Raw genomic sequence first — 19977 nt, 5'->3', positions numbered from 1 at the left:
GTCGTCTGTAGGCTTAGCCGTACGCGGGTATGGAGCTTGAACATAAACGAGCAAAAAGAAGGCACTAAGCGTCAAACGCTTTTTTGCTAATAATGACTCACAAAAAAACTCGCCTTGGCGAGTTTTTTTGTCTCTATCGGTTTATGTCACGATATGTTGTTATCGATTATCTCTTTCGATCGGGCTATGAGGAGTTGTCTAGCATATAATCGCAGCATCTCAGGTAAGATCCAAACGACTAGCGTATAGGCAACTCAACATCGGCAAACAAATTTTCAATCAGCTGCGGATCACGCAATGCCACCGCCTTCTCCACGATGTCTTTAGTCAAGTGAGGCGCAAAATGTTCTATAAACTCATACATATATGTACGTAAGAAGTTACCTTTTCTGAAACCAATTTTAGTGGTGCTGTGGGCAAAAAGATGACTGGCATCGATAGCCACCAAATCTTTGTCTATCACAGGATCGATTGCCATAGAGGCGATAACGCCCACCCCTAAGCCTAAGCGAACATAAGTTTTTAATACATCAGCACTGGTAGCAGTAAACACCACTCTGGGATCGATACCCGCCTGATTAAAGGCTTTCTCGATTTCAGACTCTCTATCGAAACCAAAGACATAAGTGACTAATGGAAAGCGGCCTAAATCTTCAATACTGATCTTTGACCGTGTTGCTAATGGATGATCTTTAAGCACTACAATTGAGCGATTCCAATGATAACAGGGCAGCATAATTAAGTCTGAATACAGGTGCATCCCTTCAGTTGCGATAGCAAAATCAGCATCACCTCTGGCGGCTAATTCACTTATCTGCGAGGGCGTGCCTTGATGCATATGCAAATTCACTTTAGGATAGCGATCAATAAAACCACGAATAATATTAGGTAAGGCGTAACGCGCCTGAGTATCTGTGGTGGCAATATTTAACTCGCCCTGATCAGGCTTAGTGTATTCCTCTGCCACTTTTTTGATACTCTCTACTTTACCAAGAATATCATTAGCAATACTGATCACCTGCAAGCCTGCAGGTGTCACATGGGTGAGGTGTTTACCACTACGACCAAAGATTTGAATACCCAGTTCATCCTCGAGCATCCTGACTTGTTTACTGATCCCTGGCTGCGATGTATATAAATTTTCAGCAGTGGCAGAAACATTTAGGTTATGATTAACCACTTCGGCGATATATCTAAGTTGCTGCAGCTTCATCGTCTATCCTTTAGCAAATAGCAAAGTCTGTGCTCCAAGGCTTAACACCACCTAAAATCGGAACCTAAGTATAAGAATTAGTTATAGTATACGAAAAAAATTAAAGCAAATAGAATATAGCATAGAGTTGTGGCAGATCACACGACATTAGCACAAAGCTAGACTAAGATAGCTATGCTAGAGTGTTGATTTATAGTAGCATTAACGGAATTGCATAAATTATGGTAGACCTATGATATTTACTTTGGTTCTGATCCTCATCGGTGCATTACTTCTACTGGTTATCGGTATCAATGTTATCCAACAGCAGAAAGAACGCGCCGAGGCAGAAAGAAGAACAGAATTAGCCAGACAGAGAGCCATAATAGATGAAACTGAAACCGTATTGTCTTGCACAGGTATGTTTCCCTGCTCTACCAATATCGTGCTTATCCTCTATAAACGCGTTCAAGAGGCGTTGTCACTGTCAGTAAACCTTGGAGGTAATCAGGCAACGGATTATCAACGTCGCTTACAAGACATAAATGCGCAAATCGAAGCGCTAAATAACGGCACAAAACAAAATCCGTCGGTAGAAAGCTTTCGCTTACCCGACACAGACAAACAGATCCTCACCTTAGTGCAAGTGCTTAAAAAGCTTAAAGCCATTTTGAGAGCTGAGCATAATAAAGGCAAAATTGATCCCACCATTTTTGCTCAAGAAGAGGCTCGGATCGACAATTTACAATTAAGAATTAATGTCGACTCTATGCTATCGCGCGCCCGTAGTGCCAGCTTTATGAAACAGTACGGCTCATCTAAACAGATGGTGACCAAGGCGCTGGCGACCTTGCATACCATAAAAGCCATGACCCCTAACGACCCCTTTATTTCCAAAAAGGTCGATGAAGCAAAAATATTACTCGATGAGATCATGGGGGCACAGAAGCAAGCAGCGCCTAACGCTCCAAGGCCTAAAAACGATGATGATGATATTGATGTATTGTTCCAACCGAAGAAAAAATGGTAACGCTGATCACAAACTAACAGCGTACGCATCAATACTACTCATAAAAAAATCGCCCGTTGATGGGCGATTTTTTAGTTTCATACTAAAGAGAGTCGCAAGCGTAGCTAAGATGACTAAGTCAGTCGCTTAGCTCAAAAGACTAACTCAAAAAGACTAAGCAGCTTAAGGCGCTAGACGGTCAATCTCCCAACCTTTATCCTGTTTAGTGTATAAAAAGCGATCGTGTAAACGATGCTCTCCACCTTGCCAAAACTCTATGCTCGATGGACGCACTAGATAACCGCCCCAAAACTTTGGCAAAGGAACTTCACCTTGACTAAATTTTGCTTTCATTTCCGCAAATTTGCTTTCCAGCGCTTGTCTTGCCGAAATTTTACTCGATTGCTTAGATACCCACGCAGCTATCTGGCTCTCTTTGGGGCGAGTAATAAAGTACTTTAACACCTCTGCAGTCGACAACTGCTCAGCACCCCCCGTAACCGCCACCTGTCGCTCTAATGCATGCCATGGAAACAACAGACTCACTTTAGCGTTGTGGGCAATCTGCTCCGCCTTACGACTCGCAAGATTGGTAAAAAAGACAAAACCGTCATTATCAAACCGTTTAAGCAATACGATACGCTGAAAAGGTTGCCCCGTTTTATCCACCGTGGCAACAGACATGGCGGTGGGATCGGTCAACACCTCGGCATCACGAATTTGCTCTAGCCAGGTTTCGAATAACGCCATCGGGTGTTCAGGGAGCTCATCGCGATGTAAGCCGCCTAAAGTATATTCTCGCCTGATATCACTGATCTTAGACATCTCTCTACCTTTCCTTGCTAAATGGGATCAAAGCACTGTCGTCAAGTGCGCTGTGGCAATTACTTTTTATGCGCACTAGCCCACACATGCAGCATTTCTAGTCCTAACGTTGCGCCTGCTAACGCCGTGATCTCCGCCGAATCGTAGGCTGGCGCCACTTCTACAACATCCATGCCCACCACGTTCATTCCGCGCAGGCCACGAATGATTTTCATCGCTTTATCGCTGGTTAAACCGCCGCACACAGGGGTGCCGGTACCTGGCGCATAGGCAGGATCGAGGCAGTCAATGTCGAAGGTGACATAAAGTGGCATATCACCCACTCGCGACTTAATTTGCGCCACAATATCATCGGCACTTAAATCATTGGCTGTCGCGGCATCAATCACCTTAAATAGATGGTTACTGGTATCGAAATCGGTGCGAATACCAATTTGAATCGAATGAGCAGCATCGATAATGCCTTCATTCGGCGCATGGTAAAACATCGTGCCATGATCATACTTGCTGCCCTGAGAATAGGTATCAGTATGGGCATCAAAATGTAACAAGGCCATTTTACCGTGTTTTTTATAGTGTGCCCTTAACAAGGGTAAGGTCACAAAGTGATCCCCACCAAAGCTCAGCATCGCCTTACCTGAACTGATAATGGCCGTAGCAAAATCTTCTACTCTTTGGGTAAAATCTGCCGCATCACCGCAGTCGTATACCAGATCGCCGGCATCGACCATTTTAAGGCGTTCGCTTAATTTAAAATCCCAAGGCCAACGCTGCTCTTCCCAAGCTAGATTAACCGAGGCTTGACGAATCGCACCTGGCCCCATTCGACCACCAGAACGACCCGTGGTTGCCATATCAAACGGTAAACCCAATATCACCACATCGGCATCGCTTTGCAGTGGTTTAAAATCCAGAGGTTGTCTTAAGTAACCAAATGCATTGGAATAAAGCGAATAGTCAGGCTTATCTGCAATCGTGGTCATGGCTGCTCCATATGTTGTTAACTAATGATCACAAGCTCACTACCGTTAGCGGTTCGCTAACGTGCGGTTTGTAATGGCTAATATAAAGGGTATTGGTATCGTTTAATGCTAAGTGGTTTTGCGCCAATAATTGCGAAGCCATAAACTCGTTATGACTTAACGGAGCATTAACACCTACCATATCCCAACTACTTGGTTTAAAAATAGTAATTAATGAGTTTAACCCATCCATTAGCCGGTGCCCCGCCTTCATATTGGTCTCTATGCTGACATATGAGCTAGGTTGTTGTGGCGTAATGTGCAGGGTAATGTATTCGCGCCCATGAATGCCGTTAACCGAATATCCCATGGGGCTAAATAGATAGTCATCAAAGGTAAACTCAGGCCAGATAACAGACAGTTGTAATAAGGATAAAATAGTGGCTTTACACTGCTGCGGCCCACACAGATAATCGGCAATCTCACCCTTTATATGGTAAAGCTGTAACGCGCAGCTGTACTGTCTGTGGGAAGATGATGCGCTACAAAAAAGATAATGATGGTGGCTGTCCAGATCACCAATACGATAAGCCTGCCCAGCAATAGACAGCTTTAATCGATCAATATCCTCTTCAAAGCGAGTCGCCTGCAGATGAGGAAACAGTTCGCTCTTGCGTTGATAGCTAAACCAGACAATATGGTCAATGCCAATGCTTTTTACAATATGCAAAGCTGTATCGACTAAACTGGTATTACCGCAGGTGATCAATAGCAGTTTGTTATGCCAAACAAATAAGCTCGACTCACTCAATACATAAGCGTCACAGTCGGCATTAGTCTGCACCGACAATATCTCGGCTCCGGCTTTCGCCAAGGCTGATGACCAAAATTCACGAGTAAAACCGCGCAGCGATGCACTGGCATCGTCAATCACCATCTCTAACCGCTTCTCTGCGCCTTCAAACAACATAGTCTTAACTACCTAACAATCCATCAAAGTGCATAAAGCCAGCTTTAGCATAGGTTTATCTCTGGCTTTATGCTGCATACCATTATGATGATGTGCTTAAGAAAAATCTTCCAAATAGGTGTAGCCTTTTAGACCTAGCTGCAGCTCTTCTAAAATATTGGCCCGCTCACCCTCTTCAATGTGTTGATTGACCAGTTCTTCATAGGTACGCATAAACGAAACTGCATCAAGGTTAACGTAACGCAGAACGTCGGCGACGGTATCACCAGCAAGCACTGATTCTATATTGACCACACCATTGTCTTCCAGGCGCACAACGGCAGAATTAGTATCGCCAAATAGGTTGTGCATATCGCCCAAAATCTCTTGATAAGCGCCCACCAAGAAGAAACCTATTAGGTAGGGGCTTTCAGCGCTCCATGCAGGGACAGGAAGCGTGGTTTCAATACCTTGACCGTCAACGTATTGATCGACAATGCCATCTGAGTCACAGGTGATGTCTAACATCACCGCGCGGCGTTCAGGTTCTTTATCTAAGCCACTTAGTGGCATCACAGGGAAAACCTGATCGATCCCCCAGGCATCTGGCAGCGACTGAAACAGTGAAAAGTTAACGAAGAATTTGTCGGCTAGCTTCTCATTTAACTCATCGATCACTGGGCGATGGAAGCGATATTTACTGCTCATCACTCCTTTGAGTTCGTAGCAAACACGCAGATTCATCTGTTCGGCCCAGGCTCGGTCGGCTAGACTCACTTGCCCAAGCGCAAACAGTGAATGAACTTCAGTCAAATCACTTTGCACATCATGATAAATTTCAATCAAGGCACGCTGGTCGGCACGTACGCTCACTTCTGTCCATGATTGCCACATATTTTTAAGTTGTTGGGGAGCGTCGTCACTCGGCTGCTCAATCTGTTCACACTTATAGGCTTCTGTGCCGATGACATCGGTGATCAACACCGCATGGTGCGCCGTTAAATAGCGGCCAGACTCAGAAATCAACCTTGGCATGGGCTGACCATACTCGGTGCACATATCTTTAAGCACACTAACAATATTATTGGCATATTCAGTCAAGCCGTAGTTCATTGAATTACTGCTTTGGCTACGAGTGCCATCATAATCAACCGCGAGACCGCCACCGACATCGAAACATTTGACATTAGCGCCCAGCTTTTGCAGCTCACAGTAAAAGCGTCCTGCTTCACTTACACCACTGCGAATATCGCGAATATTGGCGATTTGCGAACCTAAGTGGAAGTGTAACAACTGTAAGCAATCCAACATATTATTGGCTTTTAATGAGTCAATAACGGTTAACACTTGCGCCGCAGATAAACCAAATTTAGATTTTTCTCCACCACTGGCTTGCCACTTGCCTTTGCCTTGGAATGCTAAGCGCACCCGTAAACCCAAACGCGGTGTGACGCCCAACTTTTTGGCTTCTTCGAGTACGACTTTCAGTTCAGAGAGTTTCTCGAGCACAATATAGACGCTGTGACCCAGTTTTTCGCCTATTAACGCCAGACGAATATATTCGACATCTTTGTAACCGTTGCAGATGATCACCGAGCTAGCTTTTTGCGCCATGGCCAGTACTGCCATTAACTCAGGCTTACTGCCCGCTTCCAGCCCTAATTGCGGCACTTCCTTTGAGACTTGGCTAGCTAAGATCTCTTCAACCACAGTTTGTTGCTGATTAACCTTAATCGGATAAACTAACAAATAATCTGACTGATATTCGTAACGTTCAATGGCTTGGTTAAACGCATGACACAGACTATTGACTCTGTGATGAAGGATCTGCGGGAAACGCACTAATACTGGTAAAGCCACACCTGACTTAACCATATCCTTGGCTAACTCATTTAACCCAATGCTGTACTCAGGATGATTCGGATCAGGAGATACCGTCACCTCACCGGCCTCGCTTATGCCGTAGAGCCCAGAGCTCCAGTAATTAACGTTATAACCAGCGTAAGCATCTTGAATAGACCAATTACTCATATTTTCTCAACCTGTCTATTGACATTTATATTCAGTAAGCAGCTTGCTTACCAACACATTAATGTTACTCAATATCGCACCATATCGGGTAAATAAGCCGCAACATCAACACCATTTTAGAGTGTCAGCTATCGAAGAAAAACTCCGAGTCCCCGTCATTTATCCACCTAGATTGACTCTGTTTTAAAGTAAAAAAGGCGCGCAATTAAAACCTCGAAACTCACTCAATGCAAGTAACATTATCACAATAATTTAGCGCAAGGGGGATTACACTTTATTGCAACCGACTTTTAGTGCTGTAGCGAGCAAGGTGCAGCGATTAACTCCATAAAAAAATAAACCATTTAAACTTAGCCGTAATGCAGCATCTTAAGTAAAATTCTACTATAATCCGCAGTCGAGTTTGTTAGCCAATACCATAGAGAATCCCATGATTGAGATAGGAAAATCCTGTAACCTCGAGATCGCCAAACAAGTCGATTTCGGTGTGTACTTAAATGCGCACGAATTAGGCCAAGTGCTACTGCCTAAAAAAGTGGCGCCTAAGCAGTTTAACATCGGTGATAAAATCGATGTGTTCCTCTATCTTGATTCAGAAGACATGGTAATTGCGACCACCAAGATCCCTAAAGTCGAAGTGGGCCAATTTGCCTACTTAAAATGCGTGGCTACCGGTCCATTTGGTGCATTTCTGGACTGGGGACTGGATAAAGATCTGTTTTTACCCTTTGGTGAACAACATAAAGAGATTGAAGTTGGTCGCTCTTATTTAGTTTATGTCTACCTTAATAGCGCCGATGAACGCATTGTTGCCTCATCGAAAGTAGATAAGTTTTTAGACAAAACGCCACCTCCTTACAGCAATGGTCAAGAGGTCAACTTAATCATCGGTGGAACGACCGATTTAGGCTACAAGGCCATCATTAACCATGCTCATTGGGGGGTTATCTATAAAAATGAAGTATTTAGAGAACTGCGTTTTGGCCAACGTCTCAAAGGTTTTATTAAGCGTGTAAGAAGTGACGATAAAATTGACTTGGTATTACAACGAGGTGTTAAAGAAGAACTCGATAAGCATGCCAACACCATTATTATCAAACTCAAACAAGCAGGCGGTTTTTTAGCTCTTACAGATAAAACCGATGCCGAACATATTTATGCCGCGCTGGGCATGAGTAAAAAAGCCTTTAAAAAGAGCATTGGCGGCCTGTATAAGGTACAAAAGATCACTATCGACAGCGACGGTATTCGTTTAGTTGAATAGATAACCCGCAATAAGTCCTCCTTGATTAGGATTGCCTTTGCATAAAAGCATAGCTCTGATATAACAAAGCTATGCTTTTTTATACGGAATATCCTACACCTATGAATCTGACCCCTTATGAAGCACGTATCATTGGTTGTCTTTTAGAAAAAGAAATTACCACCCCTGAACAATATCCATTGTCACTCAACAGCTTAACGTTAGCGTGTAACCAAAAGTCGAGCCGAGATCCCGTGATGGCTTTGAGTGAAAACGATACCCAAATCACCTTAGATTCACTGAGTAAAAAACGCCTCATTGCCGAGCAAAGCGGCTTCGGCTCACGAGTCGTTAAGTATAAACATCGCTTTTGCAATACCGAATTTAGCGATCTGCAATTAACATCAGCCCAAGTCGCCATTATCTGTTTATTACTTCTGCGTGGCCCGCAAACACCTGGTGAACTACGAACACGTAGTAATCGTCTCCACGCCTTTGCCGATGTCGCCGAAGTCGAACAAGCCTTAAAGGGCCTCAGTGATAAACAGGTACCACTCGTGCAGCAATTACCACGAGAGCCAGGTAAGCGGGAGTGCCGTTTTACCGAGTTAATCAGTCAACCCGGCATAAAGTTCAGTCAACAGACCGCCACCAGTACCACACAGACATCAAGTGACACCATTCACCCAGAGTCTTCAGACACTGAACAACTTATCGACCGTGTTGAAAAATTAGAACTCGAAGTGGCAGAGCTAAAAGAACAGTTAGCAAGGCTACTGAATCATAAAACCAATCATATTAAATAACCCAACGGCTTATATTGATTAGAAAATAGACCTCAAGCAGAGGTAAATCGAGATAACGATTTAGATTTGCTCCACTGCAGCAATGCTGCGTCGCCATTAATAACATCAATACTTTGCAGCTACACACCTCATATTAGTGTAGCGCGGTCAATTTAGATTAAGGATTAATCATTGGATACTGTCAGCCCAAAAGGTTCAGTTTCAGGGGCATTACTGTTGGCCCGTTTTGAGCTAAAAAAAATCTTATTCAGCACGCGAGGATTAGTTGCGGTTATCGCATTTGCCTTTGTTTGGTTACTGATTTTATGGTATCCAGTAAAGGAAGCTTCTGTGTACCTGTTTTCAACTGAATTTAAACAATTTATTACTGCTCTATTTGGTGAAAATTCAGTCAGCGAACTGTTTACTTGGCAAGTGCCTGAAATGGCAATTGTGTGGATTGCCGCCTTATATTTGTTTCCTCTATTTAGTATTTTAGTCAGCGCTGACCAATTTGCCTCCGACAGGGCGAGAGGTACTTTTCGCTTTTTAACTTTGCGCACCAGTCGGGATACGCTATTTTTTGGCCGTTTTACTGGCTACTTATTGATCCAAGCGCTTCTACTGTTACTCACCTTATTTGCGACTTTGTTACTCGTCGCCTACCGCGATATCAGTGCCATATTGCCAGCTCTAGGCTCAAGTCTCTTTGTGTTTGTGAACATCATGATAGTGCTGCTCCCTTATACCGCTTTAATGGCCATCTTATCGCTATACGCTAATACTGCACGTCAGGCCACCATTTATGCCGTACTCCTGCTGGCAGGTATCAGTATTATTAACAATATTGTGGATTATTACCTACCTGGACTGAGCAACCTACTGCAATGGCTCGCTCCTGGTGCACAGCTGTCGATGATGATCAATACCCATGGGGTTAGCAGCCTGCCTATTGCATCCATTCCGCTAGTTCAAGCAGCGGTACTATTGATATTAGGAAGAACTTACATGGCGAGGATCGCATTATGAGCCTTATTAACTGTCACAACGTTGGTAAATCTTACGGTCACAAACGCGCATTAGATCAAGTGAGTTTTGAGCTTGAAGCTGGGCAGGCTGTGGCATTGGTAGGCCCCAATGGCGCGGGCAAAACTACACTTTTTTCATTATTGTGTGGCTATATAAGTCCCACCCAAGGTGAGATACACATTTTAGGTCATCGTCCCGGCAGTAAAGCACTACTCGGAAAAGTTGCCGCGTTGCCCCAAGACGCACGCTTAGATCCTAATTTGACGATAGAAGCACAACTGGCCTTATTCGCACAATTACAAGGCTTTAATAAACAAGCAGCCTTAGTTGAATGTGAACGCGTACTTAACCTTGTGGCTCTCAATGAGATAGCCAAACATAAGCCCTTGGCACTCAGCCATGGCATGAGTAAACGAGTTTCTATCGCGCAAGCCTTGATTGGCTCACCTCAATTAGTCTTACTCGATGAACCCACAGCAGGACTCGATCCCGCCAATGCCAAAGCCATTAGAGAGCTAGTACGAAACCAATCACATCAAACTACCTTTGTGATCAGCTCTCATAATCTCGATGAACTGGAAAAACTGTGCGATAAAGTGCTCTATCTTGATAAAGGCAGCTTGAATAAATCAGTGTCGATTAAAGATGAGCAAGCAACACAATACTTAACCTTAACCATGCAACATTGCGATACAGAGGCGCTCGTCACGCAACTTTCGATGTGGCCGCAAGTTAACAGTATTAAAAACAGCCAATACAACGAGTTTGTGATCCAGTACAACTTAATGCAAGACTACGAGCTCGAAAGTCAGTTATTTAAACTGTTTTCATCACAAGGCTGGACATATCGTACTTTACAGCGTGGTAGAACCTTAGAAGATAAGCTGTTCTCTAACGAATAACCCACTTATTGTATTTATCAAACCAGTGATCACACTTAAAAAGCCAGCGCCAATGCGCTGGCTTTTTTTATCAGCTCTCATTCAGCAACATGGACCATTTAGCTTGGTGCACTAAAGCAGGCATCAAAAAGAGCTTAAGGCTCAACGTGAAGGCGATTGATTACAACGAGGCGGTTTGTTCTGGAGACATTTAAGTTAACACAAAAGTGTCAAGCTAGTGGTGAGTAGATATTAGTCGGTCGATAGAGGGCCGATGACAAACTAGAGGCCAAAGATAGAAAATGTTATTGGGAAACACAGGCAAAAAAAAGAGCCACTATGAATAGCAGCTCTTACAATTCTGTTCAGTAGCTAAATGCTACTAAAAGGTCAGCTTAAAGAACAGTTACGTTCTCAGCTTGTGGACCTTTTTGACCTTGAGTCACAGTGAACTGTACTTTCTGACCTTCGTCAAGAGTTTTGAAACCGTCAGAGTTGATTGCACGGAAGTGAACGAAAACGTCTGGGCCAGACTCTTGCTCGATAAATCCAAAACCTTTGTCAGAGTTGAACCACTTAACAACGCCAGTAACTTGAGACATGATATAAATCCTGTAACTAAATAAAATAAAGCCTTAAACGGCAGTAGAGCTGGAAAATGCCGGTTTTACTTATGTTAACAGGACGAACTGGTCGTATTGAACACATAAAGTTAAGCCCAACTTTCAAGCTGTAATCACTATAAATCATTCTGGCGGTATGTCAACAGCCATTAGGCATACTAAATATGGTTTTTTACTTTAATTTCTGTCAGTTGTTCGAAATCATGCCAAAGAATGAGGCCTAACAAACAACCTATTTTTTTCTAAGTAAAAAAATTAATAACCTAAACAATAGCTAACAATTTAGCTGGCGCGAAAAACCTCAATTTTAAAATCGAGCTCACAACTAAGAGATCCACTCATCAACCTCTGTTTTTGTTCATCCGTTAACTTCCAGCTGTAGGGGGTCATGGTCAAAAAATGTTGAATATCCGCGCTATCGTTTAACTGCAAATTCTGCTCTACCCGCTCACTATAAAGATGAGTAAATCCCGCTATCTGACTGATAATGTCTGGCTGTGGTCGAGGATTATCATAAATCAACTCTTTAAGAGCGAAGTGATGTTGAGGCCCGGCCGACACAGTAATTAACGTTGCACCGCTTTTAGCTACCCGTCTGAGCTCAGCATCCAGTGACGGCGCATAAATTCGTAGCAGCAGATCGAAACTCTTGTCCTCAAAAGGCATCTCAAAACTGCTAGCGACACAAAAATCGATATCTGGATAACGTTTAGCCGCGTACTTTAACGCGGATTTCGAAATATCGACACCATTCAAAGTAAATGCCCCACGCTGAGCCATCGCTTGATGTAATCTATGTGAGTAATACCCTTCGCCACAACCAATATCCAGTCCAGATGTGGCCTGTTCCCCATATTCAGCGGCGAGTTGATTAACACGATCGCTCATGACTTGATAATAACCTTTGTTAAGAAATTCACGACGAGCGAACATCATCTCTTTGTTATCGCCAGGATCTTTCGAGCGTTTTTTCTGTACGGGTAATAAATTAACATACCCCTCTTTGGCGCAATCAAATCGATGGTTATTTAAGCAGTACCAAGTCGTTTGCTTAAGACTTAAAGGTTGCTGACAAATAGGGCAACGGTAGTTCATTGTGTTATTTCCAAAAGAGAAACTTAAAAATAGAGTTTAAAATAATCAACATTGAATCTGGCTTATGGTTAACGATGACTAATCGTCGTTATCATCAACCAATATTTGCTCTACCATAGCATTAAGCTCTGGCGGTGCGAGTAATTGGTAAGAGGCCAGTTTACGCTGCAGCAAGTCTGAGTGTTCCGCCTGATTAGCTGCATAATGCCAATTAGTACGTTCAGCCGATTGCTGATAATGCCTGGCAATCAATTGCTGACGGCGATGCAATTGCTTATCAAGGTTTGTCATCAGGTCAATAATGCTACTTTGATGCTTAATACCATTATCACTAGCAAAACGGCTCAGCTCTCGACGCACCATGTCGAGCTCACTAAGTTCTAATAACAAACCTTGCTCATTCGATGCAAAATCAAACGGGTGTGCAAGTATCGTCTGTGCACGTCTTAAAGCGTTAGGGCCGCCAAATAAACGAAGATCTTTTTCGAGTTCAATGAGCTGCCATCTGCAACCTGAATCAATCGAAAAACGTAATTGTGTTTCTATAGGCTCAATATAAATGTTCAACCCTTGACGGAGTAAACTGATACATAACGAGAGTGAATAACCTAATCCAGTAAATAAGCGAGCCCCTTGTCCAAGCCCTCGAAACAACCTAGGAGTTAGATATGGCATAGGAATATCATCAAGCGGTACAAGATTCAGCTGCAATAAAGGATGGACACGAGCTATTAATCCACTCGCTGCTCCAGAATCTTCAACGACAACAAACTCAGCAATATGGCCATCCATTGTCTGTAATAAACAATGTTCGCTTACCTGTTCATTAAGGGTTAATACCAGACGAGAGGCTGTCGAAATGTCGATTAACTGTGGTTGCGTAAGTAACGATTCAAACATGATATTCCCTTTAGATAGAGCAGTATTGTACCTTTGTTGACACATTTCTGCTAATTCTAAAGAGGCTTAAACTCAGCCTAGTAGCGATAAATATCGGCTTGCAATGGCACTTAATAGTTTGTCGATGCTATGATAGGCAACAATATTCACTCTGTAGTTTTTTCTATGTCATCGACTCATTCAGCAACTATTTTTTGGCACGATTATGAAACATTTGGCGCTAATCCTGCGAAGGATAGACCGTCACAATTTGCTGGGATCCGTACTGATTTAGATCTCAATATCATTTCAGAACCCGTGACCTTTTATTGTAAAGTCGCCAGTGATTATTTACCTTCCCCAGAAGCGATTTTAATCACTGGCATAACGCCACAATTGGCAAACATGAAAGGGGTGCCTGAAGCCGAATTTATGGCCAAAGTGCATGAGCTATTTTCTGTGCCTAACACCTGTGTAGCGGGTTACAACTCCATTAGATTTGATGACGAAGTTAGCCGTTATGGGTTTTATCGAAACTTTTTTGATCCCTACGCCAGAGAATGGCAACAAGGTAATTCTCGCTGGGACATTATCGATCTGGTCAGAGCCTGCTATGCACTACGTCCTGAAGGTATCAATTGGCCAACAAAAGATGATGGCAGCCCTAGTTTTAAGCTCGAGCATCTTACACGAGCTAATAATCTCAGCCATGAAAAAGCACATGATGCGATGTCAGATGTGTATGCCACCATTGCCATGGCGAAACTGATAAAACAGACACAGCCTAAGCTATTTGAGTTTTATTTTGGCCTACGCAAAAAGGCTGAAGTAGCTAAACATATCGATGTACTCAATATGCAACCTTTGCTGCATGTCAGTTCAAAAATCAGCGCGTTACATGGCTGCACCACTCTCATTGCACCGGTTGCCCATCATAATACCAATAAAAATGCGATTATTTGTGTCAATTTGACCATGGATGTAACCCCCCTTATCGAGCTCGATGTTGAGCAGATAAAACAACGTATGTATACGCCCCGCACAGATTTGGCGCCAGATGAACTCCCTATTGGATTAAAACAAGTCCACATCAATAAATGCCCGTTCATTGCGCCAGCAAAAACCTTAACCGATGACAATGCCGAGCGGCTAAACATAGATAAAATATTTGCCAGGGAGCAATACAAGCGTTTAAGGCAACATCCAGAGATCCGAGAAAAACTGGTAGCTGTATTCGATACGGAACATGACAATGAAATAAGCGACCCCGATCTACAGCTATATAGCGGTGGTTTTTTCAGTAGTGCCGATAAGAATAAGATGGAGATCATTCGTCATACCCAGCCACACAATCTAGCCGCACTGGAACTGAATTTTGACGATCCTCGCCTTAAAGAGATGCTATTTAGATATCGTGCACGTAACTACCCTGAAACGCTAGATGACTCAGAGCAATACCGCTGGCGTGAATTCTGTCAGCAGCGCCTCAATGACCCCGATTACATGATAAAACTGGAAACCCTGCTCAACGATACTGAGGGTGATGAAGAAAAGCAGAAATTACTTCAAGCCTTATGTCATTATCTTAGCAACCTATAGTTAACAAGCTGAGTAAATGCGAGCCTGATCGCATTTACTCAGTAACTTAATTACTAAAATGATTTATCAATTGCCTAACCATTAAGGAAATAGCTCATGCAAGATAGATTTATTCACTGCATAGCTCAGCTACCATCGACCTTGGCTGATAAGTTAGTACCCATCTTAAATGACGACTTTGCCGGTCATATCGATGCACAACAAATTGCCGATTTAGTTAAAGTCACTCAATTACCCATTAATCAACTACTCTTAGCACTGTTGCCTGTGGCTGCGGCGTTAGCAAAGCCCCCCATCAGTGAATTTTATGTCGGTGCCATTGCCAAGGGCAAAAGCGGCGACATTTACATGGGCGGGAATATTGAGCTAGATGGCGAGGCCCTTTTCCACAGTGTTCACGCCGAACAAAGCGCCATTAGCCATGCTTGGTTAAGTGGTGAAAGCGTCATCGAAGATATCATAGTCAATGAGTCCCCTTGCGGACATTGTCGCCAGTTTATGAATGAGTTAGTTGCGGGCCAGCAAATCAAAATCCATCTACCGAATCAGACCACTCAACCACTGTCACATTACTTACCTTATGCGTTTGGCCCAAGCGATCTAAATATCACTCAGCCATTATTGTCTAAGCAACAACATGAACTTGCGCTAGATAGTACAGATCCCATGGTAATTGAGGCGTTGGATCATGCCAGCTTAAGTTATGCCCCTTACACTGGCAGTTATGCCGCCGTCGTGCTCGAAACCCGTGATGGGCAAACCTTCTGTGGACGTTACGCCGAAAACGCCGCCTTTAATCCGTCTATGCTACCGATGCAGATGGCGTTATCTGCCATGGTGCGTCACAACCGTGACTTTAGTGAAATAAAACGTGCAGTATTGGTCGAATCGGGTGAGGGAAAGATTTCCTTGGTCGGAGCCTCAATGGACGCCTTGCATGCCTCTGCGCCAGTGGAACTTGAGCATATCGTGCTCGAACCAAGCAAATAAACACCTTTAATTGAGCCCAATAACAAAAAGGACTGCATTGCAGTCCTTTTCCTATGTACTCACCTGAGCATTAACCGACTATGTCATCACAACGGCCTGATATGCTTATTTACGGTGTCTTTCTAAACGCGATAACAAGCTAGAGGTATCCCAGCGCTGGCCACCACTGGCCTGCACGTCACAATAAAATTGATCCACCAAGGCGGTTAAAGGCAACTGCGAGCCATTACGTCTAGCCTCATCTAATGCAATACCTAAATCTTTACGCATCCAATCAACGGCAAAACCTAAATTATATTCCCCTTGCCACATGGTCTGATAACGATTTTCCATTTGCCAAGACTGCGCCGCGCCTTTGCTGATCACCTCAACCACTTTTTCGCCATCAAGCCCTGCACTTCGCGCAAAGTGTAATCCTTCAGCAAGCCCTTGGACTACACCGGCAATACAAATTTGGTTAACCATTTTAGTCAGCTGGCCACTGCCAACCTCACCTAACCGCTCAGCACAACGTGCGTAGGCTTGCATCACAGGTTTAGCGGCATCAAACGTGGTTTGTGCACCGCCGACCATCACAGTCAATACGCCATTTTCTGCGCCCGCTTGACCGCCAGAGACTGGCGCGTCGATAAAACCAACATCTTTAGCTGCCGCTGCTGCGCCAATCTCACGCGCAACGTCGGCTGAAGCTGTGGTATGGTCAACCAATACGCTACCAGGCAGCATCGCCGCCAATGCCCCCTTCTCACCTAAGATAACCGCACGTAAGTCATCATCATTACCAACACAAACAAAGACAAAATCTTGTCCTTTAGCAGCATCGAATGGGGTTGCTTGGTATTGTCCACCGAACTCTGCTGCCCAAGCTACCGCCTTTGCTGTAGTGCGATTATAAACTGTTACCTCATGCCCCTGTTTCACTAGATGACCCGCCATTGGGAAACCCATGACGCCTAACCCTAAAAATGCGATCTTTGCCATTTGTAGTCCTATCTTTTTAATTGATGTTTTTACCGTCGAAAAATACGGCTTAAATTGTGGGTACAACACATTGTACCTTTAAAAATGAGTCTTTAAAAAAGGCCTTTTAAAAAGAGATTGATAGGCCTATGTAACCGTGAACAATGAGCTCAAATGAAGCTCAATATGCATCATATAACTTACTGCCGCAATGATGGCTTGTACGCTGTGCGCATAGTAATGCCAAAACAAGGAAGTCTATCAGGGCGTAAAGGTTTATTTGTTGCTGAAAGTGATGAGATTCATGCATTCGGCCATGTTCACGCTTAGTGGCAATTAACTGAAAGGAAATAGGCTGAATGAGGCCTGTATTCAAAATGAAACTGATGAGAGTCACATTAGATTTTTAGCTGTAGAGTGTGGCCATGATGAATAGCTGAGCATAAAAAAGGTGCCCATTGGCACCTTTATTTCAATCGATTAGGGCTTTAGATGCGCCGCCATCTCTGCCCCAATTTTTTTACGCATATCCATTAATCGAATAGCCGATTCACGCATCTCTTTATCACCGTCTGTCTGCGGTATCCATTCAGGTACCTCTGTCGGCTGCCCATCATCATCCACTGCGACCATGATCACCACGCAATGTGTTGTCAGATGACGCTCGGCATGTTTTGGGTCACCCGCTTTTACATCAATCCCCAAATGCATTGACGTACGTCCGGTATAAACCACTTTGGCGCTAACTTCGACAATATTGCCTACATGAATAGGCTTAACAAAACGAATCCCGCCAGCATAGACAGTAATACAATATTTACCACTCCATCCAGCTGCACAGGCATAGGCAGCTAAATCGATCCACTTCATCACGGCGCCACCGTGAACTTTCCCTCCAAAATTGACATCGGCCGGCTCGGCTAAAAATCGTAGTGTGATGTTTCTTTCTGTTCCAGCCATGTAATTTAACTCTGTATGATCACCTGATTAAAGTGTACTGCAAATAGCGTAAATCGAATATCTAAGATTGACGATTTACGCTGTAATATTAACCAAACATCATCACTAACCAACATGAAAATAGGATTAACGGTAATGCTAAGCGAAATAGCCACAATTGCACCGAAGCAGTAATAAAGCGATCGAGTTTCAACAGGCGATAGGCTATCAGGCCAGTAAGAAACAACATTAAGACCTCAACCCCGGCAAGCGTATTGGTATCGCCACCGGTATAAATCGCCGTGACTAGCAGCGCAAACCACACAGATGCAAATGCTGTGGCAGCGCAGACAAAGGTTTTCATTCCTATATTGAGCTTTAGCTTGCTTTCGCCACGGATCATAGTACTTAAATTCGCAGTTAAAGCCCCCACAATTAGCATTAAAGGCGTAACGAATATATTTAGCACGGTAGTTTCCTAATCATAGCTGTAATCTAAACAGAGTCGGATTATCTACCGATACCGCGGGCTTGCCAATAGAGATGAATTAACATTAACCCTTATATCATCTAGCGTTAATCACCCATAAAAAAAGCACCCTAAGGTGCTTTAACAGAAGCAAGCTGGTTTATTCACCACGTTTAAACAATAACGAACCATTGGTTCCACCAAATCCAAATGAGTTACAGAGTGCGTACTCAAACTGATGTTGGCGAGCTTTATGGGCAACGAAATCCAAATCGCATCCCTCATCAGGATTATCTAAGTTCAGCGTCGGTGGTACTATCTGATCGCGCAGGGCCAATAAGGTAATAATCGCCTCAACCGCACCAGCTGCACCTAATAGATGGCCAGTCATCGACTTAGTTGAACTCACCAATAGCTCATAAGCATGTTGCTCAAAAACAGATTTAACTGCTGCCACTTCCGCTTTATCACCTGCTGGTGTCGACGTGCCATGAGCATTAATGTAACCCACTTGTGTCTTATCAATACCCGCATCATTGATGGCGTTAACCATAGCCGCAGCAGCGCCTGCACCATCAGCCGGTGGCGAAGTCATATGGAAAGCGTCACCGCTCATACCAAATCCGACCAACTCACCGTAGATAGTGGCACCGCGTGCTTTAGCTCGCTCATATTCTTCTAATACCATTACCCCTGCACCGTCACCAATAACAAAACCGTCACGATCTTTGTCCCATGGTCGGCTAGCCGCACTCGGATCATCATTTCGCGTTGACAATGCTTTAGCTGAACCGAAACCGCCTACCGCTAACGGACAAGTTACATCTTCAGCCCCGCCAGCAACCATCACGTCAGCATCGCCATAGGCAATGGTGCGGGCAGCAAAACCAATGTTGTGTACACCAGTAGTACAGGCAGTCGTTACCGCAAAGTTAGGTCCAGTCATACCATATTTGATCGACAGATGACCGGCTATCATATTGATAATGGTGCTAGGCACAAAAAAGGGCGAAATCTTACGAGGGCCGCCTTTTAATAACGCAGAGTGACCTGCCTCGATCAGCGGCATACCGCCCATACCAGCACCAATAGCGGTGCCAACACGGGTTGGATCTTCTTGCTCCATGTTTAAGCCAGCATCTTCTATGGCTTGAATACCTGCAGCCATACCATACTGAATAAACAGATCCATCTTACGCGCTTCTTTTTTGGGCAGATACTGCTCAACATCAAAATCTTTTACCGACCCACTAAAACGGGTCGAAAATTCAGATGCATCAAATTTTGTGATTGGCGCGATACCGCTCTGTCCTGCAACTAATGCTTTCCAGGACGTCTCTACGGTATTGCCTACAGGAGTGACGAGACCAAGACCTGTTACGACTACACGACGTTTAGACACGTTTTCACCTTTTGACTAAAGTAATGATGATATGCCCCAAGAGGCAATGAAATGATTGGGCTTACTAACGTTATAGCACATTGAGGGGCGAGAGTTGCCTCTGCACACGAACGGT

General features: G+C 43.9%; 19 protein-coding genes. 7 read left to right on the top strand and 12 right to left on the bottom strand.

Annotation, left to right across the window (positions count from 1 at the left end; all coding sequences use genetic code 11):
- Positions 1-238: 238 nt before the first annotated feature.
- Positions 239-1213 (bottom strand): HTH-type transcriptional regulator CysB, encoded by a 975-nt coding sequence (cysB, locus tag AC5YBX_RS07240; protein ID WP_494519405.1) that lies wholly within the window; start codon positions 1211-1213, stop codon positions 239-241.
- A 232-nt stretch (positions 1214-1445) separates the two neighbouring features.
- On the opposite strand from cysB, the gene AC5YBX_RS07235 reads away from it, so the two are divergent.
- Positions 1446-2222 (top strand): hypothetical protein, encoded by a 777-nt coding sequence (locus AC5YBX_RS07235; RefSeq protein ID WP_494519406.1) that lies wholly within the window; start codon positions 1446-1448, stop codon positions 2220-2222.
- Between the two features lie 162 nt (positions 2223-2384).
- On the opposite strand, the gene pdxH is transcribed toward AC5YBX_RS07235, so the two are convergent.
- The 4 genes from pdxH to speA all read right to left on the bottom strand — a co-directional run bounded on the left by pdxH (position 2385) and on the right by speA (position 6968).
- A complete protein-coding gene (gene pdxH / locus AC5YBX_RS07230) occupies positions 2385-3026 on the bottom strand; it encodes a pyridoxamine 5'-phosphate oxidase (protein WP_494524665.1) in 642 nt (213 codons plus the stop codon).
- 59 nt (positions 3027-3085) lie between these two features.
- On the bottom strand, positions 3086-4009 hold the full coding sequence (gene speB / locus AC5YBX_RS07225; protein WP_475516543.1) for an agmatinase: 924 nt from the start codon (positions 4007-4009) through the stop codon (positions 3086-3088).
- Positions 4010-4037: 28 nt separating this feature from the next.
- Positions 4038-4958 (bottom strand): adenosylmethionine decarboxylase, encoded by a 921-nt coding sequence (locus AC5YBX_RS07220; RefSeq protein ID WP_475516542.1) that lies wholly within the window; start codon positions 4956-4958, stop codon positions 4038-4040.
- 96 nt (positions 4959-5054) lie between these two features.
- Positions 5055-6968 (bottom strand): biosynthetic arginine decarboxylase, encoded by a 1914-nt coding sequence (gene speA / locus AC5YBX_RS07215; RefSeq protein ID WP_494519410.1) that lies wholly within the window; start codon positions 6966-6968, stop codon positions 5055-5057.
- Between the two features lie 430 nt (positions 6969-7398).
- On the opposite strand from speA, the gene AC5YBX_RS07210 reads away from it, so the two are divergent.
- From AC5YBX_RS07210 to AC5YBX_RS07195, 4 genes are all read left to right on the top strand, one after another.
- Positions 7399-8232 carry a CvfB family protein gene (locus AC5YBX_RS07210; RefSeq protein WP_494524664.1) on the top strand — a complete coding sequence of 278 codons (834 nt, stop codon included), beginning with the start codon at positions 7399-7401 and terminating at the stop codon, positions 8230-8232.
- A gap of 101 nt (positions 8233-8333) precedes the next feature.
- The gene (locus AC5YBX_RS07205) at positions 8334-9017 is read left to right on the top strand and encodes a YceH family protein (protein ID WP_494519412.1); all 684 of its coding nucleotides are present in this window, start codon (positions 8334-8336) and stop codon (positions 9015-9017) included.
- Between the two features lie 171 nt (positions 9018-9188).
- Entirely contained in the window at positions 9189-10025 is an 837-nt protein-coding gene (locus AC5YBX_RS07200; RefSeq protein ID WP_494519413.1) for an ABC transporter permease subunit, read from the top strand.
- A complete protein-coding gene (locus tag AC5YBX_RS07195) occupies positions 10022-10927 on the top strand; it encodes an ABC transporter ATP-binding protein (protein WP_494524663.1) in 906 nt (301 codons plus the stop codon). Before AC5YBX_RS07200 ends, AC5YBX_RS07195 begins: the two co-directional genes overlap by 4 nt.
- 374 nt (positions 10928-11301) lie before the next feature.
- On the opposite strand, the gene AC5YBX_RS07190 is transcribed toward AC5YBX_RS07195, so the two are convergent.
- The 3 genes from AC5YBX_RS07190 to AC5YBX_RS07180 all read right to left on the bottom strand — a co-directional run bounded on the left by AC5YBX_RS07190 (position 11302) and on the right by AC5YBX_RS07180 (position 13524).
- The gene (locus AC5YBX_RS07190) at positions 11302-11508 is read right to left on the bottom strand and encodes a cold-shock protein (RefSeq protein ID WP_028764848.1); all 207 of its coding nucleotides are present in this window, start codon (positions 11506-11508) and stop codon (positions 11302-11304) included.
- Between the two features lie 303 nt (positions 11509-11811).
- On the bottom strand, positions 11812-12624 hold the full coding sequence (gene rlmA, locus AC5YBX_RS07185) for a 23S rRNA (guanine(745)-N(1))-methyltransferase (protein ID WP_494519415.1): 813 nt from the start codon (positions 12622-12624) through the stop codon (positions 11812-11814).
- Between the two features lie 78 nt (positions 12625-12702).
- Positions 12703-13524 carry a hypothetical protein gene (locus AC5YBX_RS07180; protein WP_494524662.1) on the bottom strand — a complete coding sequence of 274 codons (822 nt, stop codon included), beginning with the start codon at positions 13522-13524 and terminating at the stop codon, positions 12703-12705.
- A 165-nt stretch (positions 13525-13689) separates the two neighbouring features.
- On the opposite strand from AC5YBX_RS07180, the gene sbcB reads away from it, so the two are divergent.
- Positions 13690-15102 (top strand): exodeoxyribonuclease I, encoded by a 1413-nt coding sequence (sbcB, locus tag AC5YBX_RS07175; protein ID WP_494519417.1) that lies wholly within the window; start codon positions 13690-13692, stop codon positions 15100-15102.
- A gap of 96 nt (positions 15103-15198) precedes the next feature.
- Positions 15199-16092: a cytidine deaminase gene (gene cdd / locus AC5YBX_RS07170; protein WP_494519418.1), complete on the top strand. Its 894-nt coding sequence runs from the start codon at positions 15199-15201 to the stop codon at positions 16090-16092.
- Positions 16093-16197: 105 nt separating this feature from the next.
- On the opposite strand, the gene AC5YBX_RS07165 is transcribed toward cdd, so the two are convergent.
- From AC5YBX_RS07165 to fabF, 4 genes are all read right to left on the bottom strand, one after another.
- On the bottom strand, positions 16198-17073 hold the full coding sequence (locus AC5YBX_RS07165) for an NAD(P)-dependent oxidoreductase (RefSeq protein ID WP_494519419.1): 876 nt from the start codon (positions 17071-17073) through the stop codon (positions 16198-16200).
- 459 nt (positions 17074-17532) lie between these two features.
- Positions 17533-18012 carry an acyl-CoA thioesterase gene (locus AC5YBX_RS07160; protein ID WP_494519420.1) on the bottom strand — a complete coding sequence of 160 codons (480 nt, stop codon included), beginning with the start codon at positions 18010-18012 and terminating at the stop codon, positions 17533-17535.
- An 88-nt stretch (positions 18013-18100) separates the two neighbouring features.
- Positions 18101-18460, bottom strand: coding sequence for a hypothetical protein (locus AC5YBX_RS07155; protein WP_494519421.1), 360 nt, complete (start codon positions 18458-18460; stop codon positions 18101-18103).
- A gap of 160 nt (positions 18461-18620) precedes the next feature.
- Positions 18621-19862, bottom strand: a complete 1242-nt coding sequence (gene fabF / locus AC5YBX_RS07150) for a beta-ketoacyl-ACP synthase II (protein WP_494519422.1) — start codon at positions 19860-19862, stop codon at positions 18621-18623.
- Between the last annotated feature and the right edge of the window lie 115 nt (positions 19863-19977).

The sequence above is a fragment of the Shewanella sp. 492 genome (assembly GCF_059338445.1).
The sequence above is the reverse complement of the archived record's forward strand: the minus strand, read 5'-3'. Positions and strand labels throughout refer to the sequence as shown.